This is a genomic window from Virgibacillus sp. NKC19-16 (genome assembly GCF_021560035.1).
In the GTDB taxonomy this organism is placed as follows: Bacteria; Bacillota; Bacilli; order Bacillales; family Amphibacillaceae; genus Virgibacillus_L; species Virgibacillus_L salidurans.
In genome coordinates this window covers 2525231-2541282 of sequence record NZ_CP074373.1, presented here as the reverse complement: position 1 = coordinate 2541282, position 16052 = coordinate 2525231, and the positions used below count along the sequence as shown (strand labels likewise).

General features: G+C 40.1%; 12 protein-coding genes. All 12 read left to right on the top strand.

The features are described 5' to 3' along the window. The first annotated feature begins 24 nt into the window (after window positions 1-24). The 12 genes from KFZ58_RS13075 to KFZ58_RS13020 all read left to right on the top strand — a co-directional run bounded on the left by KFZ58_RS13075 (window position 25) and on the right by KFZ58_RS13020 (window position 16046). On the top strand, window positions 25-2073 hold the full coding sequence (locus KFZ58_RS13075; RefSeq protein ID WP_235791743.1) for an efflux RND transporter permease subunit: 2049 nt from the start codon (window positions 25-27) through the stop codon (window positions 2071-2073). Continuing rightward, complete coding sequence (locus KFZ58_RS13070) at window positions 2030-3910, top strand: YhgE/Pip domain-containing protein (RefSeq protein WP_235791742.1); 1881 nt, start codon at window positions 2030-2032, stop codon at window positions 3908-3910. Before KFZ58_RS13075 ends, KFZ58_RS13070 begins: the two co-directional genes overlap by 44 nt. Window positions 3911-4093: 183 nt before the next feature. Next, on the top strand, window positions 4094-4651 hold the full coding sequence (gene hpf, locus KFZ58_RS13065; protein WP_235791741.1) for a ribosome hibernation-promoting factor, HPF/YfiA family: 558 nt from the start codon (window positions 4094-4096) through the stop codon (window positions 4649-4651). 445 nt (window positions 4652-5096) lie between these two features. After that, on the top strand, window positions 5097-5258 hold the full coding sequence (locus KFZ58_RS13060; protein ID WP_235791740.1) for a hypothetical protein: 162 nt from the start codon (window positions 5097-5099) through the stop codon (window positions 5256-5258). A 183-nt stretch (window positions 5259-5441) separates the two neighbouring features. After that, on the top strand, window positions 5442-7955 hold the full coding sequence (secA, locus tag KFZ58_RS13055; protein WP_235791739.1) for a preprotein translocase subunit SecA: 2514 nt from the start codon (window positions 5442-5444) through the stop codon (window positions 7953-7955). A gap of 82 nt (window positions 7956-8037) precedes the next feature. Next, window positions 8038-9139, top strand: a protein-coding gene (gene prfB, locus KFZ58_RS13050) for a peptide chain release factor 2 (RefSeq protein ID WP_235791738.1) whose coding sequence is annotated in 2 segments (ribosomal slippage) — window positions 8038-8109 and window positions 8111-9139 — 1101 coding nt in all. Because the reading frame shifts where the segments join, the coding sequence is not laid out codon by codon here. Between the two features lie 171 nt (window positions 9140-9310). Beyond that, a complete protein-coding gene (gene cccB, locus KFZ58_RS13045) occupies window positions 9311-9688 on the top strand; it encodes a cytochrome c551 (RefSeq protein WP_235791737.1) in 378 nt (125 codons plus the stop codon). Window positions 9689-10042: 354 nt separating this feature from the next. Then, window positions 10043-10729: a cell division ATP-binding protein FtsE gene (gene ftsE, locus KFZ58_RS13040; protein WP_235791736.1), complete on the top strand. Its 687-nt coding sequence runs from the start codon at window positions 10043-10045 to the stop codon at window positions 10727-10729. After that, window positions 10719-11612, top strand: a complete 894-nt coding sequence (gene ftsX, locus KFZ58_RS13035; RefSeq protein WP_235791735.1) for a permease-like cell division protein FtsX — start codon at window positions 10719-10721, stop codon at window positions 11610-11612. The genes ftsE and ftsX overlap by 11 nt, the downstream gene beginning before the upstream one ends. A gap of 65 nt (window positions 11613-11677) precedes the next feature. After that, on the top strand, window positions 11678-13123 hold the full coding sequence (locus tag KFZ58_RS13030; protein WP_235791734.1) for a murein hydrolase activator EnvC family protein: 1446 nt from the start codon (window positions 11678-11680) through the stop codon (window positions 13121-13123). Between the two features lie 159 nt (window positions 13124-13282). Then, complete coding sequence (locus KFZ58_RS13025; protein ID WP_235791733.1) at window positions 13283-14746, top strand: S41 family peptidase; 1464 nt, start codon at window positions 13283-13285, stop codon at window positions 14744-14746. A gap of 124 nt (window positions 14747-14870) precedes the next feature. Beyond that, window positions 14871-16046: a PDZ domain-containing protein gene (locus KFZ58_RS13020; RefSeq protein WP_235791732.1), complete on the top strand. Its 1176-nt coding sequence runs from the start codon at window positions 14871-14873 to the stop codon at window positions 16044-16046. Window positions 16047-16052: the final 6 nt, after the last annotated feature.

Genomic DNA, 16052 nt, shown 5'->3' with positions numbered 1-16052 from the left:
AAGAAAGGATGAACGGCGATTGATATGACGACAGGTATATTAAATAAAAGAAAATCGATCGTCTTGACCTTTGTCATTCTGGCAGTCGTCAGTGCGTTGGTGCAATTTGCGGTAACGATCAATTATGATATGGTCGAATATCTGCCTGATGATGCCGCGTCTATGCAAGCGATGGATGAGATGCAAGATGAATTTGACGGAGGTATGACCAATACACGAGTCATGATGAAAGATATCAGCATCCAAGAGGCGATGGCATTCAAGGAAGAACTTGAAGCAGTCGATGGTGTTACGGAAGTCATGTGGCTTGATGATGTGATCGATATTAAAACACCAATTGAAATGGCTGAGCCGGATACGATTGAATCGTATTATCAAGATGGTAATGCGCTGTTTTCTTTTCATATTGAAGAAGGCAGGGAAGTAGAAACAACGGATGCGGTCTATGAGCTAATTGGTGAGGACAATGCCATGTCAGGGGAAGCCCTGGATACGGCAATATCGCAGCAAATGACAGGCGAGGAAACGATGAATGCTGCACTTATCCTCGTTCCTATTATTATTTTGATTCTTCTGTTGTCAACACGGTCATGGATCGAACCGGTATTTTTCCTAGTGGCCATTGGGGTTTCTGTGGTAATCAACCTGGGAACGAATATCTTTATTGGTGAGATTTCCTTTGTGACGCAGTCGGTGGCACCGATTCTGCAACTGGCCGTTTCGCTCGATTATGCGATATTCCTGCTTCATAGTTTTGACGATTACCGGCAGGAGATAGAAGACCCGAAAGAAGCAATGAGACGTGCAATGAAGCGGTCATTCCCGGCCATTGCAGCGAGTGCTTCAACTACCTTCTTCGGGTTTATGGCGCTAACATTTATGGAATTCGGTCTTGGTGCCGATTTAGGTTTGAACCTGGTGAAAGGAATCCTGCTTAGCTTTATCAGTGTCATGGTATTTCTCCCGGCGCTCACATTAATGTTCTATAAATGGATTGATAAAACACAGCATAAACAATTCATGCCAACTGTGTATAATGTCGGTAAGCACCTCATTAAATTACGCATCCCTGTTTTGCTGATTGTACTGATCGTAATCGTTCCGGCATTTTTGGGACAGAGTCAGACCAATTTCATTTATGGAACCGGGGATCATCCTGAGAATACACGGGCCGGCAGTGATGCAGTTGAAATCAATGAATTATTTAGTACGTATACACCAATGGTTTTGATGGTGCCAAAAGGTGATCTTGCGCGGGAAGAAGAACTCGTACAAGATTTGGATGATTTTGATCAAGTAGCAAGTACGATTTCCTACGTTAATACTGTTGGCGCAGGCATACCACCGGAATATCTCGATGATGCTCAGACGGAGCAGTTCTTTTCGGAGAACTACAGCCGGATTACATTAAATACAACAACCGATACAGAGGGCGAGGAAGCATTTGCTCTAGTGGAAGATGTAAGGGCTACTGCGGCGGACTATTATGGTGATAATTATCATGCCCTCGGTGAAAGTGTAACGTTATATGATATGAGAAATATTGTTGAGAATGATAACACGATGGTCAACCTATTGACTGTGATCACAATTGGCCTTGTCCTGCTCGTCACATTCCGGTCAATTTCATTCCCGGTCGTATTACTGTTGACGATTCAAGCAGCTGTATGGATCAATTTATCTGTACCATACTTTGCAGGTTCGTCCCTTGTGTATATAGGGTATTTGATCATCAGTACGGTGCAGCTTGCGGCAACAGTTGATTACGCGATTTTATTGACAGAAGACTATACACAAAACCGAAAAGTGATGAGTACCAAAGAAGCGATTAAAAAATCCCTTAATGAAAAGATTTTTTCGATTGGTGTTTCGGCATCTATTCTTTCCAGTGTTGGCTTTATTTTATGGGCAACCTCAACGGATCCAATCGTATCGTCTATTGGGCTCTTGCTCGGACGTGGCGCGCTACTTGCATTTATACTGGTCGTGCTCTTACTGCCGGCATTGTTGGTTGTATTTGACCGGGTCATTGAGAAAACAACTTGGAAATCAAATTTTTATAAAGGGGAGTGATGATGTGCGCGTAAGGAAAATAGCGATTGTAATAATGTGTACCATGTTGGTGGCTGGCTCACTTCCTTTAACTGTATTTGCTGGGGACGATACTAGTGAAGAGGATGCGACCGAATCAGGGGAATATTCTGCCAAGGATGAATCCGTTTATGGCAACTTAGATGCAAATGGTGTACTGGAAAACATGTACGTTGTTAATACCTTCCACGTTACCGAACCTGGTGAAATTGTGGATCACGGAAATTACACGAATGTGCGTAACTTGAGCAACTTAACGGATATCGAACAGACGGATGATAATACTGTCCATTTTCATGCAGAGGAAGAGGAATTTTATTACCAGGGAGGCTTGGAAAATCAGCCGCTCCCGTGGGATATAAATATTACTTATTTGCTGGATGGGGAAGAAGTGACGCCAGATGAATTGGCCGGAAGTAGTGGCGCTCTGGAAATTCAGGTTGCAACATCCGCCAATGAAGATGTTGACCCAGTATTTTTCGAAAACTATTTGCTGCAAATTTCGCTGACGCTCGATCCATCAAATGCTGATGGTATCCAAGCACCTGATGGAACCGAAGCTACTTCAGGAAAAGATAAACTAATTACGTTTACGGTGATGCCTGAGCAAGAAGAGGAATTCATTGTATCTGCCAATGTCACTGATTTTGAGATGGACCCGATTGATATATCAGCATCACCAGCGTCCATGTCGATTGATGATCCGGATTTGAGCGGCGTGAAAGGTGAAATGCAGTCATTATCCGATGCCATTAGCGATATTAATCAAGGTGTTGGTGACTTGAACAGTGGCATCTTTGACTTGAATGAAGGTGCCTCGGAGCTTAGCAGTGGTTCAAGCAGTTATCTGAATGGTATCAATGAGCTTGATCAGTCATCCGAAGAGCTTGTCAATGGATCAGGGGAAATTCGTGATGCGTTGCAAAATGTGAGTGATGCTATGCAAGGTGCTCCTGAGGCACCAGATATTGGAGAACTTGAAGCATTACCTGGAGGCCTTCGTGGGCTGGCCAGCGGTTTGCGGGAATCTCGTGATGGACTGAATTTACTAAAAGAGAATTATGACGCGGCATATAGCAATTTGGATGAGGCTATAAACGGGATTCCGGATTATGAAATTAGTGAAGAGCAAATTGGGGGGCTACTTCAGGTGCTGGAGAATAATGAAATTGATCCGGAAATTGTGAATCAATTGATTGAAACATACCAGGCTTCCCGGGTTGCCAAAGAAACGTATTTTGCTGTACAGGAAGCATTCGGTGCTGTTACGGGAACATTAGATCAAGTATCCGCGCCAATTGAGGAAATGGCTAGTCAATTGGATTCGCTGGCTGATGAAGTTGAAAGTGGTATGGAAAACTTGGATCAGTTGGATGCTTTAACGGAGTTGCAGAACGGGTTAACCACTCTGTCATCTGAGTACCAATCGTTCCATAACGGCTTGGTTGAATATACGGATGGTGTCAGCGAATTGGCTGCTTCTTACCAGGATATTAACTCCGGTATTCACGGGTTATCTGACGGTACTTTCTCACTTGAGAGTGGCTCAAGTGAGCTAAAAAGTGGAACAGAAGAACTGCATGAGTCGACAAGTGATTTACCTGACCAAATGCAGTCAGAAGTCGATGAAATGCTTGAAGAATATGACGGCTCTGATTTTGAACCACAATCATTTGTATCGGGTCAAAATGAAAAAGTAGATATCGTACAATTCGTGCTGCAAACGGAAAGTATTGAAGCAGAAGAGCCCGAAACAACGGAGGAAGGGGAAGAAGAAGAAAAAAGTTTTTGGGATCGGTTGATGGACCTTTTTCAGTAAAGACTTTTATGTATAAAACCAGTCTATTGATAATGTAGACTGGTTTTTCGCATTAAGATTGCGTTGAGATATAAAAAATAATTTACTGTATTCACATTTACTAGTTTAATTATCTAGTTTAAGCAGGAATTCTTACGGGAAATATAGTATACTAAAGACAAAGGAAAAAAGGAGGACACTTTCATGAAATTTAATATTCGTGGAGAAAATCTTGAGGTGACCGCGGCAATAAGAGAGTATACCGAGAAAAAGATTAGTAAACTGGAAAGATATTTTGATACTCCGCCGGCATCTGATGTACATGTAAATTTAAGTGTCTACAATGATGAACAACGAATTGAAGTAACCATCCCAATGACAGATCTATTATTACGGGGAGAGGTCCAGCATGTTGACTTGTATGCTGCCATTGATTTAGTTGTTGACAAACTAGAAAGACAAATTCGTAAATATAAAACAAAAGTAAATCGTAAGTTTCGTCAAGAAGGTTCACCAAAACATGTATTTGCTGAACTGGAGAGGGAAGCAAATAGTATTGCAACCGAAGAAGATGATGATGAAATTGAAATTGTAAGACAAAAAAGATTTAACCTGAAACCAATGGATTCAGAAGAGGCCGTTCTCCAAATGGACATGCTAGGCCACGCATTTTACGTTTTTACAAATGCCGATACCAATGACACAAATGTCGTTTATCGACGCAAAGACGGGAAATACGGTTTAATAGAGCCTAACGTTTAATAGACAGATAAAATAAGAGACGATCCTATAGAAGGGTCGTCTTTTTTATTGGACTCTTTTGTTGGTTTTAAATCTTCGCTGATCCGAACGGAGATTATAGCAAATACTTATAGCAAACAGTAGCTACGCCGCAGTTTATATCTTTTATGTCACAAAAACAAACTTTTAGAAAATATCCGTTTTATTTCAGCTTGAACCTTGATATGACAGATGTTCTCCTTTCCTCTTGCAGATATTGTCGAAATTTGTAGAATAAAAACCTAAAATTTAATTTTGGCACAATAAAAGGGCCTAAATTTGTGAAATACAGCTTAAAACCGTACCTATAATTACATTTCAGATCAGAAATTGTGTCGAATTAAGATCAAAAATCCAAAAATAGAAACTAGACTTTAGTCCTATATACATGATATAACTGAGACAATAGAACTAGGAGGTGTATACTATGAAGGAACAAGAGCGTATCGCATTCAATGAATTAATAAAAAAAGTACAGCAACATGAAGATACTATTACACAATTGGTGAAAATTGTCGCAGCTACAAATAGAAGGATTACAGACACTGCTGATAAGCACAAGAGCTGGGAGCATGCCTTACATAAATGATCTCCACGCAAGAAGTAGCTACATATTTTCCTCCCATATCCTCAAAGTCAAGGGTAGCCTATCCTCAGGCTACTCCTTTTTAATTTGAGCATTTGTCATCACGGTTTGGATAGTGTTATTATTAAAGATGGACAACACTATTTTTATTGTATAATTTTTGAAATATATTGAGGAGCGTTTGCTATGGCTGGATTATTGACAAAGATATTTGGTGATGGGAACCAAAAACAGCTTAATCGATTACAAAAAAAAGTTGATCAAATAGAAGCGATGGAACCAGAGGTTGAAAAGATATCCAACTCAGGACTACAACGAAAAACAGAGGAATTTAAAGAACGATATGCGAACGGAGAAAGTTTGGATGATATGCTGGTTGAGGCATTTGCAGTTGTTCGTGAAGCTGCCAAGCGTGTGCTAAATATGCGTCCGTTCACTGTACAGCTAGTAGGTGCAGTGGCACTTCATGAAGGTAATATTGCCGAAATGAAAACAGGGGAAGGTAAAACACTCGCCTCCACGATGCCGGCATATTTAAATGCGATTTCCGGAAAAGGTGTGCATATCATCACAGTGAATGATTATCTGGCTGATCGTGACTCAAAAGAAATGGGAGAACTTTATCAGTTTCTCGGCTTGACCGTAGGGTTGAATAGTAACGGATTATCCAAAGAAGATAAGCGCGAAGCCTATTATAGTGATATAACATATGGTACAAACAATGAATATGGATTTGATTACCTGCGTGATAATATGGTGCTGTACAAAGAACAGATGGTGCAGCGGCCATTGAATTTTGCCATTATTGACGAGGTTGACTCGATTTTAATTGATGAAGCAAGAACCCCATTAATTATTTCCGGCTCTGCAAAAAAATCTGCTTCCCTTTATCAACAAGCGGATGGATTTGTAAGCACACTTGGCCGTGAAGGCGATTATACGTATGATGAAAAGACAAAAGGTGTTCAGATGACAGAAGAGGGCATCAATAAAGCAGAGCGTTATTTTAAGGTCGAGAACTTATTTGATCTGGATAATGTTTCCCTTATTCATCATATTAATCAGGCATTAAAAGCTCATGTGTCTATGCACCGGGATACAGATTATGTGGTAGAAGAGGACGAAGTGGTAATTGTAGACCAGTTCACGGGACGACTTATGAAAGGGCGCCGTTATAGTGATGGGCTGCATCAGGCAATTGAAGCAAAAGAAGGATTGCAGATTCAAAATGAAAGTATGACACTTGCATCGATTACGTTCCAGAACTTTTTCCGGATGTATAACAAGCTTTCTGGTATGACAGGTACAGCAAAAACGGAAGAAGAGGAATTTCGAAATATATATAATATGGATGTAATTGCCATTCCGACAAACCAGCCAATCGTCCGTGATGATAAGGCGGATATGATTTACAAAACAACAGAAGGTAAGTTTCGGGCAGTTGTGGAGGATATTAAAGAACGTTACAATGCAGGACAACCTGTACTAGTTGGTACAGTTGCTGTTGAAACGTCTGAAATCATTTCTAAGCTATTGAAAAAAGCCGGGGTAAAGCATAATGTATTAAATGCGAAAAACCATTTTAGTGAAGCTGAAATTATTGAACAAGCGGGTCAGAAAGCTTCAGTTACGATCGCAACAAACATGGCCGGTCGTGGTACGGACATTAAACTTGGATCTGGCGTTAAGGACGTTGGTGGTCTAGCTGTTATTGGTACGGAAAGGCATGAATCACGCCGTATTGATAATCAGTTACGTGGGCGTTCCGGTCGTCAAGGTGACCCTGGCCTGACGCAATTTTATTTATCGATGGAAGATGAATTGATGCGCCGGTTCGGTTCAGATAATTTGCGCTCCATGATGGAACGTTTAGGGATGGACGATGACCAGCCAATTGAAAGCAAAATGGTCTCACGGGCCGTGGAATCTGCACAAAAACGCGTAGAGGGAAATAACTTTGATGCGCGTAAACAGGTATTATCTTTTGATGATGTTCTTCGTGAACAGCGGGAAATTATTTATAAACAACGTTTTGATGTCATCGAAGCGGATGAGAACCTTCGTGAAATCGTTGAAAATATGATTGTATCAACTCTTAACCGGGTTGTGGCAACACATACCCAGGACGATGATGAGGACAATTGGGATCTGCAGGCAATCATTGAATATGCCCATGGTAATTTATTGGATCCGGAAGATATTACGATAGATGCGATTAAAGGCAAAGAACCTGAAGAAATAAATGAGTTAATCATGGAAAAAGTTCGCAGCAAATACGATGAAAAAGAGGAAGAGCTATCACCGGAACAAATGCGTGAGTTTGAAAAAGTTATTTTACTCCGTACCGTGGACACAAAATGGATGGATCATATTGACCAAATGGAACAGCTGCGCCAAGGTATCCATTTACGGGCATATGGACAGAACGATCCGTTGCGTGAGTATCAGCTTGAAGGCTTTTCCATGTTTGAAGTGATGGTGGAAGACATTGAAGAAGAAGTTTCGAAATACGTGATGAAAGCCCAAATTCGTGACAACCTGCAGCGGGAAGAAGTAGCAAAAGATACGCAAGCCGTTTCCGGTGGTCAGGAAGAAAAGAAAAAATCACGTAAACCCTATGTGAAGAAATACAATGTAGGTCGTAATGATCCATGCCCATGTGGCAGTGGTAAAAAATTCAAAAACTGTCATGGATCTTAGAACAGAGTCAGAGAAGTGATGGATTAGTAAGTAGAAAATCGGCAAGTAGCCGATTTCTTATATAAAAACAGAGGTGAAAACGATGGAATTAGTAGAGATTAGAAACGAATTGGATAAAATGAATGCGCGTATTGAAGATTTTAGGGGGTCTCTTTGACTTAGAAGATAAAAAGGCTCGTATTCAGGAATTAGATCTGCAAATGACAGATCCGGATTTTTGGAATGATCAGGATACTGCACAAAAAGTAATAAGTGAAGTTAATGGACTGAAAAGTTATGTTTACAAGTTTGAAGAGATAGAAGGACATTTGGCTGATTTAGAAGTATCCTATGAGCTTGTAAAAGAGGAACAGGATCAGGAATTATTCAATGAGCTTAATAAGGAAATAAAAGATATCATGGAGGATATTAATGCGTTTGAACTGCAAATGCTATTAAGTGAGCCTTATGATGCCAATAACGCCATACTTGAACTCCATCCGGGTGCAGGTGGTACCGAATCACAGGACTGGGCAAGCATGCTACTGCGTATGTATCAACGCTGGGCTGAAAGTAAAAATTTCAGCGTGGAGACACTGGATTATTTACCTGGCGATGAAGCTGGTGTGAAAAGTGTTACATTACAAATTAAAGGTCACAATGCGTATGGATATTTAAAAGCTGAAAAAGGTGTACATCGATTGGTACGTATATCTCCATTCGACTCATCCGGACGGCGCCATACTTCTTTTGCATCATGTGATGTTTTGCCGGAAATAACGGATGATGTGGAGATTGAATTGAATACAGAAGATCTAAAAATCGACACATATCGCGCAAGTGGTGCAGGTGGACAGCATGTAAATACGACAGACTCAGCTGTTAGAATTACCCACATTCCAACAGGATTCATCGTAACTTGTCAGAATGAACGTTCACAAATTAAAAATCGAGAAGTTGCCATGAAGATGATGAAATCAAAATTGTATCAACTGGAAATAGAACGTCAGCAGCAAAAGCTTGATGAAATTCAGGGGGAACAAAAAGAAATCGGCTGGGGAAGTCAAATTCGTTCCTACGTTTTCCATCCATATTCGATGGTTAAAGATCATCGGACAAATGTCGAAGTAGGTAATACACAAGGTGTCATGGACGGGGATCTCGGGCCGTTTATTGATGCATTCCTACGCTCTAAAATTAGTTAATTAGCGTGCAAAAAAGTAATCAAATTGACACAAATTACCAAAAGCGTTGAGCCAACTGCATTTCCTTTCAAATGTCAGTTAAAGTATGTCTTATAGAAGGTATAAAAAAATGAAAAAACGGGGTATACTATTCTTGATAGCCTTTACACCAAAATATAAGGGGGTTTATGTATGAAGAAATGGTTACTCACACTTTTATTTAGTACAGCACTCGTGCTCACGGCATGTGGTGGTGGCGGAGATGATGGTGGCACTGACGATGGCGGAAATGGCGGCGACGGTGGAGACACTGGTACCGAGGAATCTTCTGACGGTAGCGGCTCTGTAGATACTGCTGCGGCTGAAGGAATTTATGAAAGCAACTGTATGTCTTGTCATGGTGCAGACCTATCAGGGGGTCAAGGTCCAGACTTAACTTCAGTTGGTGCTGACTATTCAGCAGATGAAATTGCTGATATTATTCAAAATGGTCAAGGTTCCATGCCACCACAAGATGTATCCGGAGAAGATCTTGATACACTTTCAAACTGGTTAGCAGGAATGGAATAACACCATGAATTTAACAAAGTCTGGCTTAATGGATTTTTTCCAAGTAAGCCGGGCTTTTTTTAATGTTTTAGCAATTCATCTAAAGACTTGATGGATTGCTAACTTTTCTAATAGCCCCCAAAAAAGAACAAACTTCTCTCTTTTATTACAAAATCAACTCTTTTTGCAACACAAATGTAATATAATTGTGTCTAAAAATCGTGTAGAAAAATGTTATACTGTATAAGTAATTATGAAACCGTACATTCTCGACTACATAAGAAATTAATAAACGTGTTCATTTTGTAAATTTGTGGTAAGACTGTCGAGATAGACATTTATGAACAACGATAAACAAAAAGGTGATATTTATATATGATATTAATGAAAGATGTATATAAAACATATGCCAATGGGGTTAGTGCTCTACATGGCATTAATGTTGATATAAAGCAGGGCGAATTTGTGTATCTTGTCGGCCAAAGTGGTGCCGGGAAGTCTACATTTATAAGATTAATCTATAGAGAAGTAAAACCTACAGATGGCTCCATTGTTGTTAATGAAATTGATCTAAGTAAGCTCAAAAGACGACGGATTCCTTATTTACGCAGAGACGTTGGAGTTATTTTCCAGGATTTCAAACTACTACCAAAACTATCAGTCTATGAAAATATTGCATTTGCTTTAGAAGTTATTGAAGAATCGCCCCGAAGCATCCGTAAACGTGTAATGGATGTACTTGAACTAGTGGGATTGAAAAACAAAGCCCGATTTATTCCTGATGAATTATCCGGGGGTGAACAACAGCGAGTATCGATTGCACGTGCCATTGTAAATAACCCCAAAATAGTAATTGCAGATGAGCCTACAGGTAATCTGGATCCTGATACCTCATGGGATATCATGAAAACATTTGAAGAAATTAACACAAGAGGTACAACTGTTATCATGGCAACTCATAGCAGGGAAATCGTAAACAAGAATAGGCATCGTGTTATTGCGATTGAAGACGGCCTAATTGTTCGAGATGAAGAGCAAGGTGGATACGGCTATGAAGTTTAGAACGATAAGGCGCCATTTACGAGAAGGGGTTAAAAATATTGGCCGTAATGGTTGGATGACGGTAGCTTCTATTGGAGCAGTAACAACAACATTGATTTTGGTAGGCGTATTCCTTGCATTAGTGCTCAACTTAAATCACATGGCGGACAATATTGAAGATGATGTAGAAATAAGTGCGTTCATTGACCCAACAACAAACGAGGAAGAAATAACCACTTTAGGTGATGAGATTGAAGAAATTAATGGAGTAGATTCCGTTGTCTTTTCATCCCAGGATGAACAATTACAGCAGCTAGTAGATAGTATGGGCGAAGAGGGACAGTCATGGCAGTTATTTGAGCAGGACAACCCATTAAACCATGCCTACGTTGTAAACGCGATAAATCCGGATGAAACGATGCGAATAGCTGAAGAAATTACACAGCTCGAAGGTGTTCAGGAAGTAGAATACGGACAAGATGTTGTTCAGCGATTGTTCGAGTTTAATCAATACGCCAGGACGATTGGATTAGCTTTAATACTTGGCCTTGTATTTACAGCGATTTTCCTGATTTCCAACACCATAAAAATAACCATCATGGCTCGCAGTACCGAAATAGGTATTCAAAAACTGGTTGGTGCAACAAATGGATTTATTAGATGGCCATTTTTTGTCGAAGGATTGCTATTGGGGGTATTAGGTTCAATTATTCCAATCGCTGCAATTCTTACAGGATACTATTACCTGGATGCTAATGTTAGCGGGCAAATTAGTTACGGATTTGTGGAATTCTTACCATTTTATCCATTTGCATGGCAACTTTCGCTCATTATATTGGCAATTGGTGCAACCATCGGTGTTTGGGGAAGTGTGATGAGTGTACGGAAATTCCTGAAAGTATAAGGAGGAATTTATCCAACAACGTAGAAGAAGTCGAATTTGATGCAGAAAGGAAAGGGGAAACGAGAATGAAGAAAGTCTATTTAGGTACTTTTGCCGCTGTATTAGCTACTACAATAGGTTTCGTGAATGTAGACAACGTATCTGCGGAATCAATTGACGAATTAGAGAAAAAAGTAAACGAGCTGGAGGAAGAGCAAAGTGATCTTGAAAGTGAAAGAGGCAATGTAGAAAGCGACAAGGAAAAAACAGAAGAAGAAATGAATGAAAACGAAAACCAACAAAATACGGTTAACCAGGAAATCAATACGATTGATGAGAAACTAACGAATACACAAAATGATATCCAAACAAAAGAAACTGAGATTGATGAGACAAATCAGGAGATTGAAGATCTAAACAATCGAATTGAAGAATTAAAAGAAGAGATTGTTGTCTTAGAAGATCGTATAGAAGAGCGGGAAAAATTATTGAAAAACCGCCTCGTTTCACTTCAGCAAAATGGTGGTGGCATGAAGTACCTTGAAGTTATTTTAGGCTCCCAAAGCTTTGGCGATTTTATTAACAGATCTTCAGCAGTAAATACCATTATGGATCAGGATAAATCGATTATGGAAGCACATAATGCAGATAAGAAGGCTTTGGAAGAGAGTAAACAGGAAGTTGAAGATAGCAAGGTAGAAGTAGAAGATAAAAAGGTCGCATTGGAAAGCCAAAAGGAAGAGCTTGTCGCATTAAAGAGCCAATTGGATGACCAACTGGACGAACGGAAAACAATGATGGCAGAGCTTGAAGAAGAGTATGGTGACTTGGAAGAAGAAATGCTCACCAAGGAAGAAGAACAGGAAATATTACGTGCTGAAGAAGAAGCTAATAAAAAAGCAATCGAATTAGCGCAAAATAAGAAAAGTGATTTGGAACAGGAACAATTAGAAAGAGAGCGGGAAAGAGAACGAGAAAGAGTAGCTCAGGCTGAACAAGAGAAAGCAGCAGAAGAAGAATCCAGTTCAGATAGTAATTCTGGTTCAAGTTCAAATTCTAGTTCAGCTTCAGATTCAGGCTCAGATTCCGGGTCAAATTCCGGTGGTAATGAAGTTACAACAAGTTCAAGTGGTAAATTTAGTATGCCTGCATCAGGCCCTTTAACGGATACGTTTGGGATGAGGGATTCCCATCCTGTATATGGTGGTGCGAAGATGCATAACGGCATTGATCTAGGGACCTCTACAGGCACGACCCTAAGAGCAGCAGCTGATGGTGTTGTATCAACAGCTGGAAGCATGGGTGGCCTTGGAAACGCAATTACGATCTCCCATTCAATTGATGGGCAAACTTATACAACCGTTTATGGACATTTGAGTAGTATTTCTGTATCTTCTGGACAGACAGTCAGTGAAGGACAAACAATTGGAGCAACGGGTAACACAGGTGCTTCGACTGGACCACACTTGCATTTTGAAATACATAAAGGTGGTTATGGCAACGCGATTGACCCACTACCTCTTATGAAATAGTTAAAAAATAAAAAGGCATCTACCATTACGGTGTGATGCCTTTTTATAATAGTAAAAAAGAAGTAATCACATAAAATAAAGGTCAAAACCATAGTCATGAAGGAGAGATCATGATATGCTTTTTTATACGATGACTTCAAAGTTATAAGAGGTGGGAAAATGAATTTGAAAAAATCACATATAATCATTATTTTGCTTGCTGCACTCGTACTTGGCTTTGGTGGCGCATATGCAGGTGTGAATATTGCACAATCAAATGACACGGAATCAGACCAGGGGGAACTTGTTGAAGCACTACAAGGCGCAGCTGGTGGAGAGACTGAAGGAGGCGAACCTGAGGATATACAGAAAGTTGGGCAAGCCTTTAATTTAATTCAACAAAATTATATAGAAGATGTGGAAGATCAGCAGTTAGTTGAAGGTGCTATTCAGGGCATGCTCTCTACCCTTGAAGACCCACACAGCTCGTATATGGATGTCGAAACGATGGGGCAATTCAATGAACAGATTGAATCATCTTTTGAGGGAATTGGCGCTGAAGTAAGCATGGTAAATGATATTGTAACCATCGTATCTCCAATAAAGGATTCACCTGCCGAAGAAGCTGGCCTGCGCCCAAATGACCAAGTTTTATCGGTTGATGGTGAAAGTTTGGAAGGGTTGAATTTAAATGAAGCAGTTGCCCAAATACGCGGGGAAAAAGGGTCGGAGGTTGTATTGGAAATTCAGCGATCAGGATCAGACCCCTTTGAAGTGACGCTTGTTCGTGATGAGATTCCAGTTGAAACAGTTTATAATTCTATAGAAACAATCGATGGAAAAGAGACGGGAATTTTGGAAGTCACTAATTTCTCTGAGAATACCGCCACAGAATTTAAAGAGCAACTAGAAATGTTGGAAAATGAGGGGATTGAAGGTTTAGTTATTGATGTACGCGGAAATCCTGGTGGCCTCCTTAATGTGGTAGAAGAGATGCTGTCGTTGTTTGTTCCTGAAGATACACCATATCTGCAAATAGAGGATAATGAAGGTGAGGTAACCCCATATTATTCTCAATTGGAGGAGACAAAGGAATATCCAATAAGTGTTGTCATTGATGAAGGTAGTGCCTCTGCATCTGAAATTCTTGCGGTTGCTCTGAAAGAAATGGGTCATGATGTCGTTGGGCAACCGAGCTTTGGAAAAGGAACAGTTCAGCAAGCTGTACCGATGGGTGATGGAAGTTCCATTAAGCTAACAACGAATAAATGGCTTTCTCCGAATGGGGAATGGATTAATGAAACAGGCGTGGAGCCGACGATCGAAGTTTCCCAGCCTGATTACTTTTACACAAATCCAGTTCAAATCGAAGAGCCTTTAACCTATGATCAAACAGATGAAAAAATCGAGAATATTCAAGTGATGCTAACAGGTTTAGGCTATGATACCGGACGCACCGATGGCTATTTCAGTGAAGAAACAGAGGCAGCTGTGACGGAATTTCAGACGAACAATGACCTGGATGCTACAGGAGAAGTTGACGAAGAAACTGCTGGGATGATTGAAACAAATGTTGTAGAAAATATCCGCAACGGTGAGGACGACCAGCAGATGGAAGAGGCATTAAACGAACTATATCAATAAGTAGATCCGCGGGAGCTACCCGCGGATTTTTTATCAGTAACATAATTTCCGGTAAATCAAGCAGGAGATAATTCGACAAATATCGAATACATATAGATAAGGTTTTTGCTGGAAGGTGATATGCATGATAGAAGAATGGTTAATCGAATTTGCAAAAGGGATTGGAATGTTTTTTTTTAATCCGTTGGTATATTGGTCTTTATTATTAATTGTATTAGCAGGGTATAGGCGGATTAAAAGGGAGCGAATGGATTTTGGATCGAAAGTATTTGATGTGTTTTCAGAATGGAAGAATACATGGGGGACATCAATTATTGCGGGTATCGCTGTTTCAATTATCACATTAGTTGCGGGAATTGTGTTTACCTATGAAACGATTCTGTTGTTAAGTATTGTATTGATCGTGCTGAGTTTGACATTGAGATTTACGATGTTGTCTGCGAGTTATACGATAGGGGTTACATATTTACTGCTTTTATTTTTACCATTTATATTGGAAAATCAAACATATATAGATACGAATTTATTTTCATCTGCCAATTTTACTGGCTTAAGCATTTTATTGGGGCTATTTTTAATCGTTGAAGCTATTTTACTTGGCAGAATAAAGAGAAATGAGACATACCCTGAGCTTGTTAAGGGAAGCCGAGGGGGATGGATTGGACAGCATCATGTGAAAAAGCTGAGTATTATTCCTTTTTTCACATTAGTACCTGCTGGAATGATTACACCAATCGCACCATTTTGGCCTTACTTTTCACTAGGTGAGGAGTCTTTCAGTATCTTGCTCGTTCCATTTGTAGTTGGGTTTGACTATACCGTGAGAGGAAGTCTTCCGCAAAAGGCAGCAAAGAAACTGGCGAAATTGGTTATGCTTTTAGGTCTAATCATAATCGCTTTAGCTGTTTCGAGTATTTTTGTATCCGGCTTATCACTTGTGGCAATTTTAATGGCAATTTTAGGCAAGGAATATATAAATTATCGTCATCGCATGAAGGACCGCACAAGCAGTGCATATTTCCATCGAACGGACAATGGGTTAAAAGTACTGGGATTAATGCCAGGAACGCCTGCAGAGCGGCTTGATATATTTGTAGGTGAAACGATTGTAAAGGTTAATGGTGTAAATATTAGCAGTGTCGATGCATTTTACCAGGCCCTGCAAGCGGCTGGTACATCGTTTAAACTGGGGTTACTGGACGACGCAGGTGAAATCCGATTTGTTCAAAGCGTCTTATATGAAGGGGAGCATCATGAGTTAGGGATTATCTTTACAACTGAACCCCATCGGAAACGGTGATCATTA

Excerpts from the sequence above, each read along its gene's own strand:
- KFZ58_RS13025 (WP_235791733.1), top strand. The coding sequence starts at position 13,283 with ATGAATTTGAAAAAATCACATATAATCATTATTTTGCTTGCTGCACTC.
- KFZ58_RS13030 (WP_235791734.1), top strand. The coding sequence starts at position 11,678 with ATGAAGAAAGTCTATTTAGGTACTTTTGCCGCTGTATTAGCTACTACA.
- cccB (WP_235791737.1), top strand. The coding sequence starts at position 9,311 with ATGAAGAAATGGTTACTCACACTTTTATTTAGTACAGCACTCGTGCTC.
- hpf (WP_235791741.1), top strand. The coding sequence starts at position 4,094 with ATGAAATTTAATATTCGTGGAGAAAATCTTGAGGTGACCGCGGCAATA.
- ftsE (WP_235791736.1), top strand. The coding sequence starts at position 10,043 with ATGATATTAATGAAAGATGTATATAAAACATATGCCAATGGGGTTAGT.
- secA (WP_235791739.1), top strand. The coding sequence starts at position 5,442 with ATGGCTGGATTATTGACAAAGATATTTGGTGATGGGAACCAAAAACAG.
- ftsX (WP_235791735.1), top strand. The coding sequence starts at position 10,719 with ATGAAGTTTAGAACGATAAGGCGCCATTTACGAGAAGGGGTTAAAAAT.
- KFZ58_RS13060 (WP_235791740.1), top strand. The coding sequence starts at position 5,097 with ATGAAGGAACAAGAGCGTATCGCATTCAATGAATTAATAAAAAAAGTA.
- KFZ58_RS13020 (WP_235791732.1), top strand. The coding sequence starts at position 14,871 with ATGATAGAAGAATGGTTAATCGAATTTGCAAAAGGGATTGGAATGTTT.
- KFZ58_RS13075 (WP_235791743.1), top strand. The coding sequence starts at position 25 with ATGACGACAGGTATATTAAATAAAAGAAAATCGATCGTCTTGACCTTT.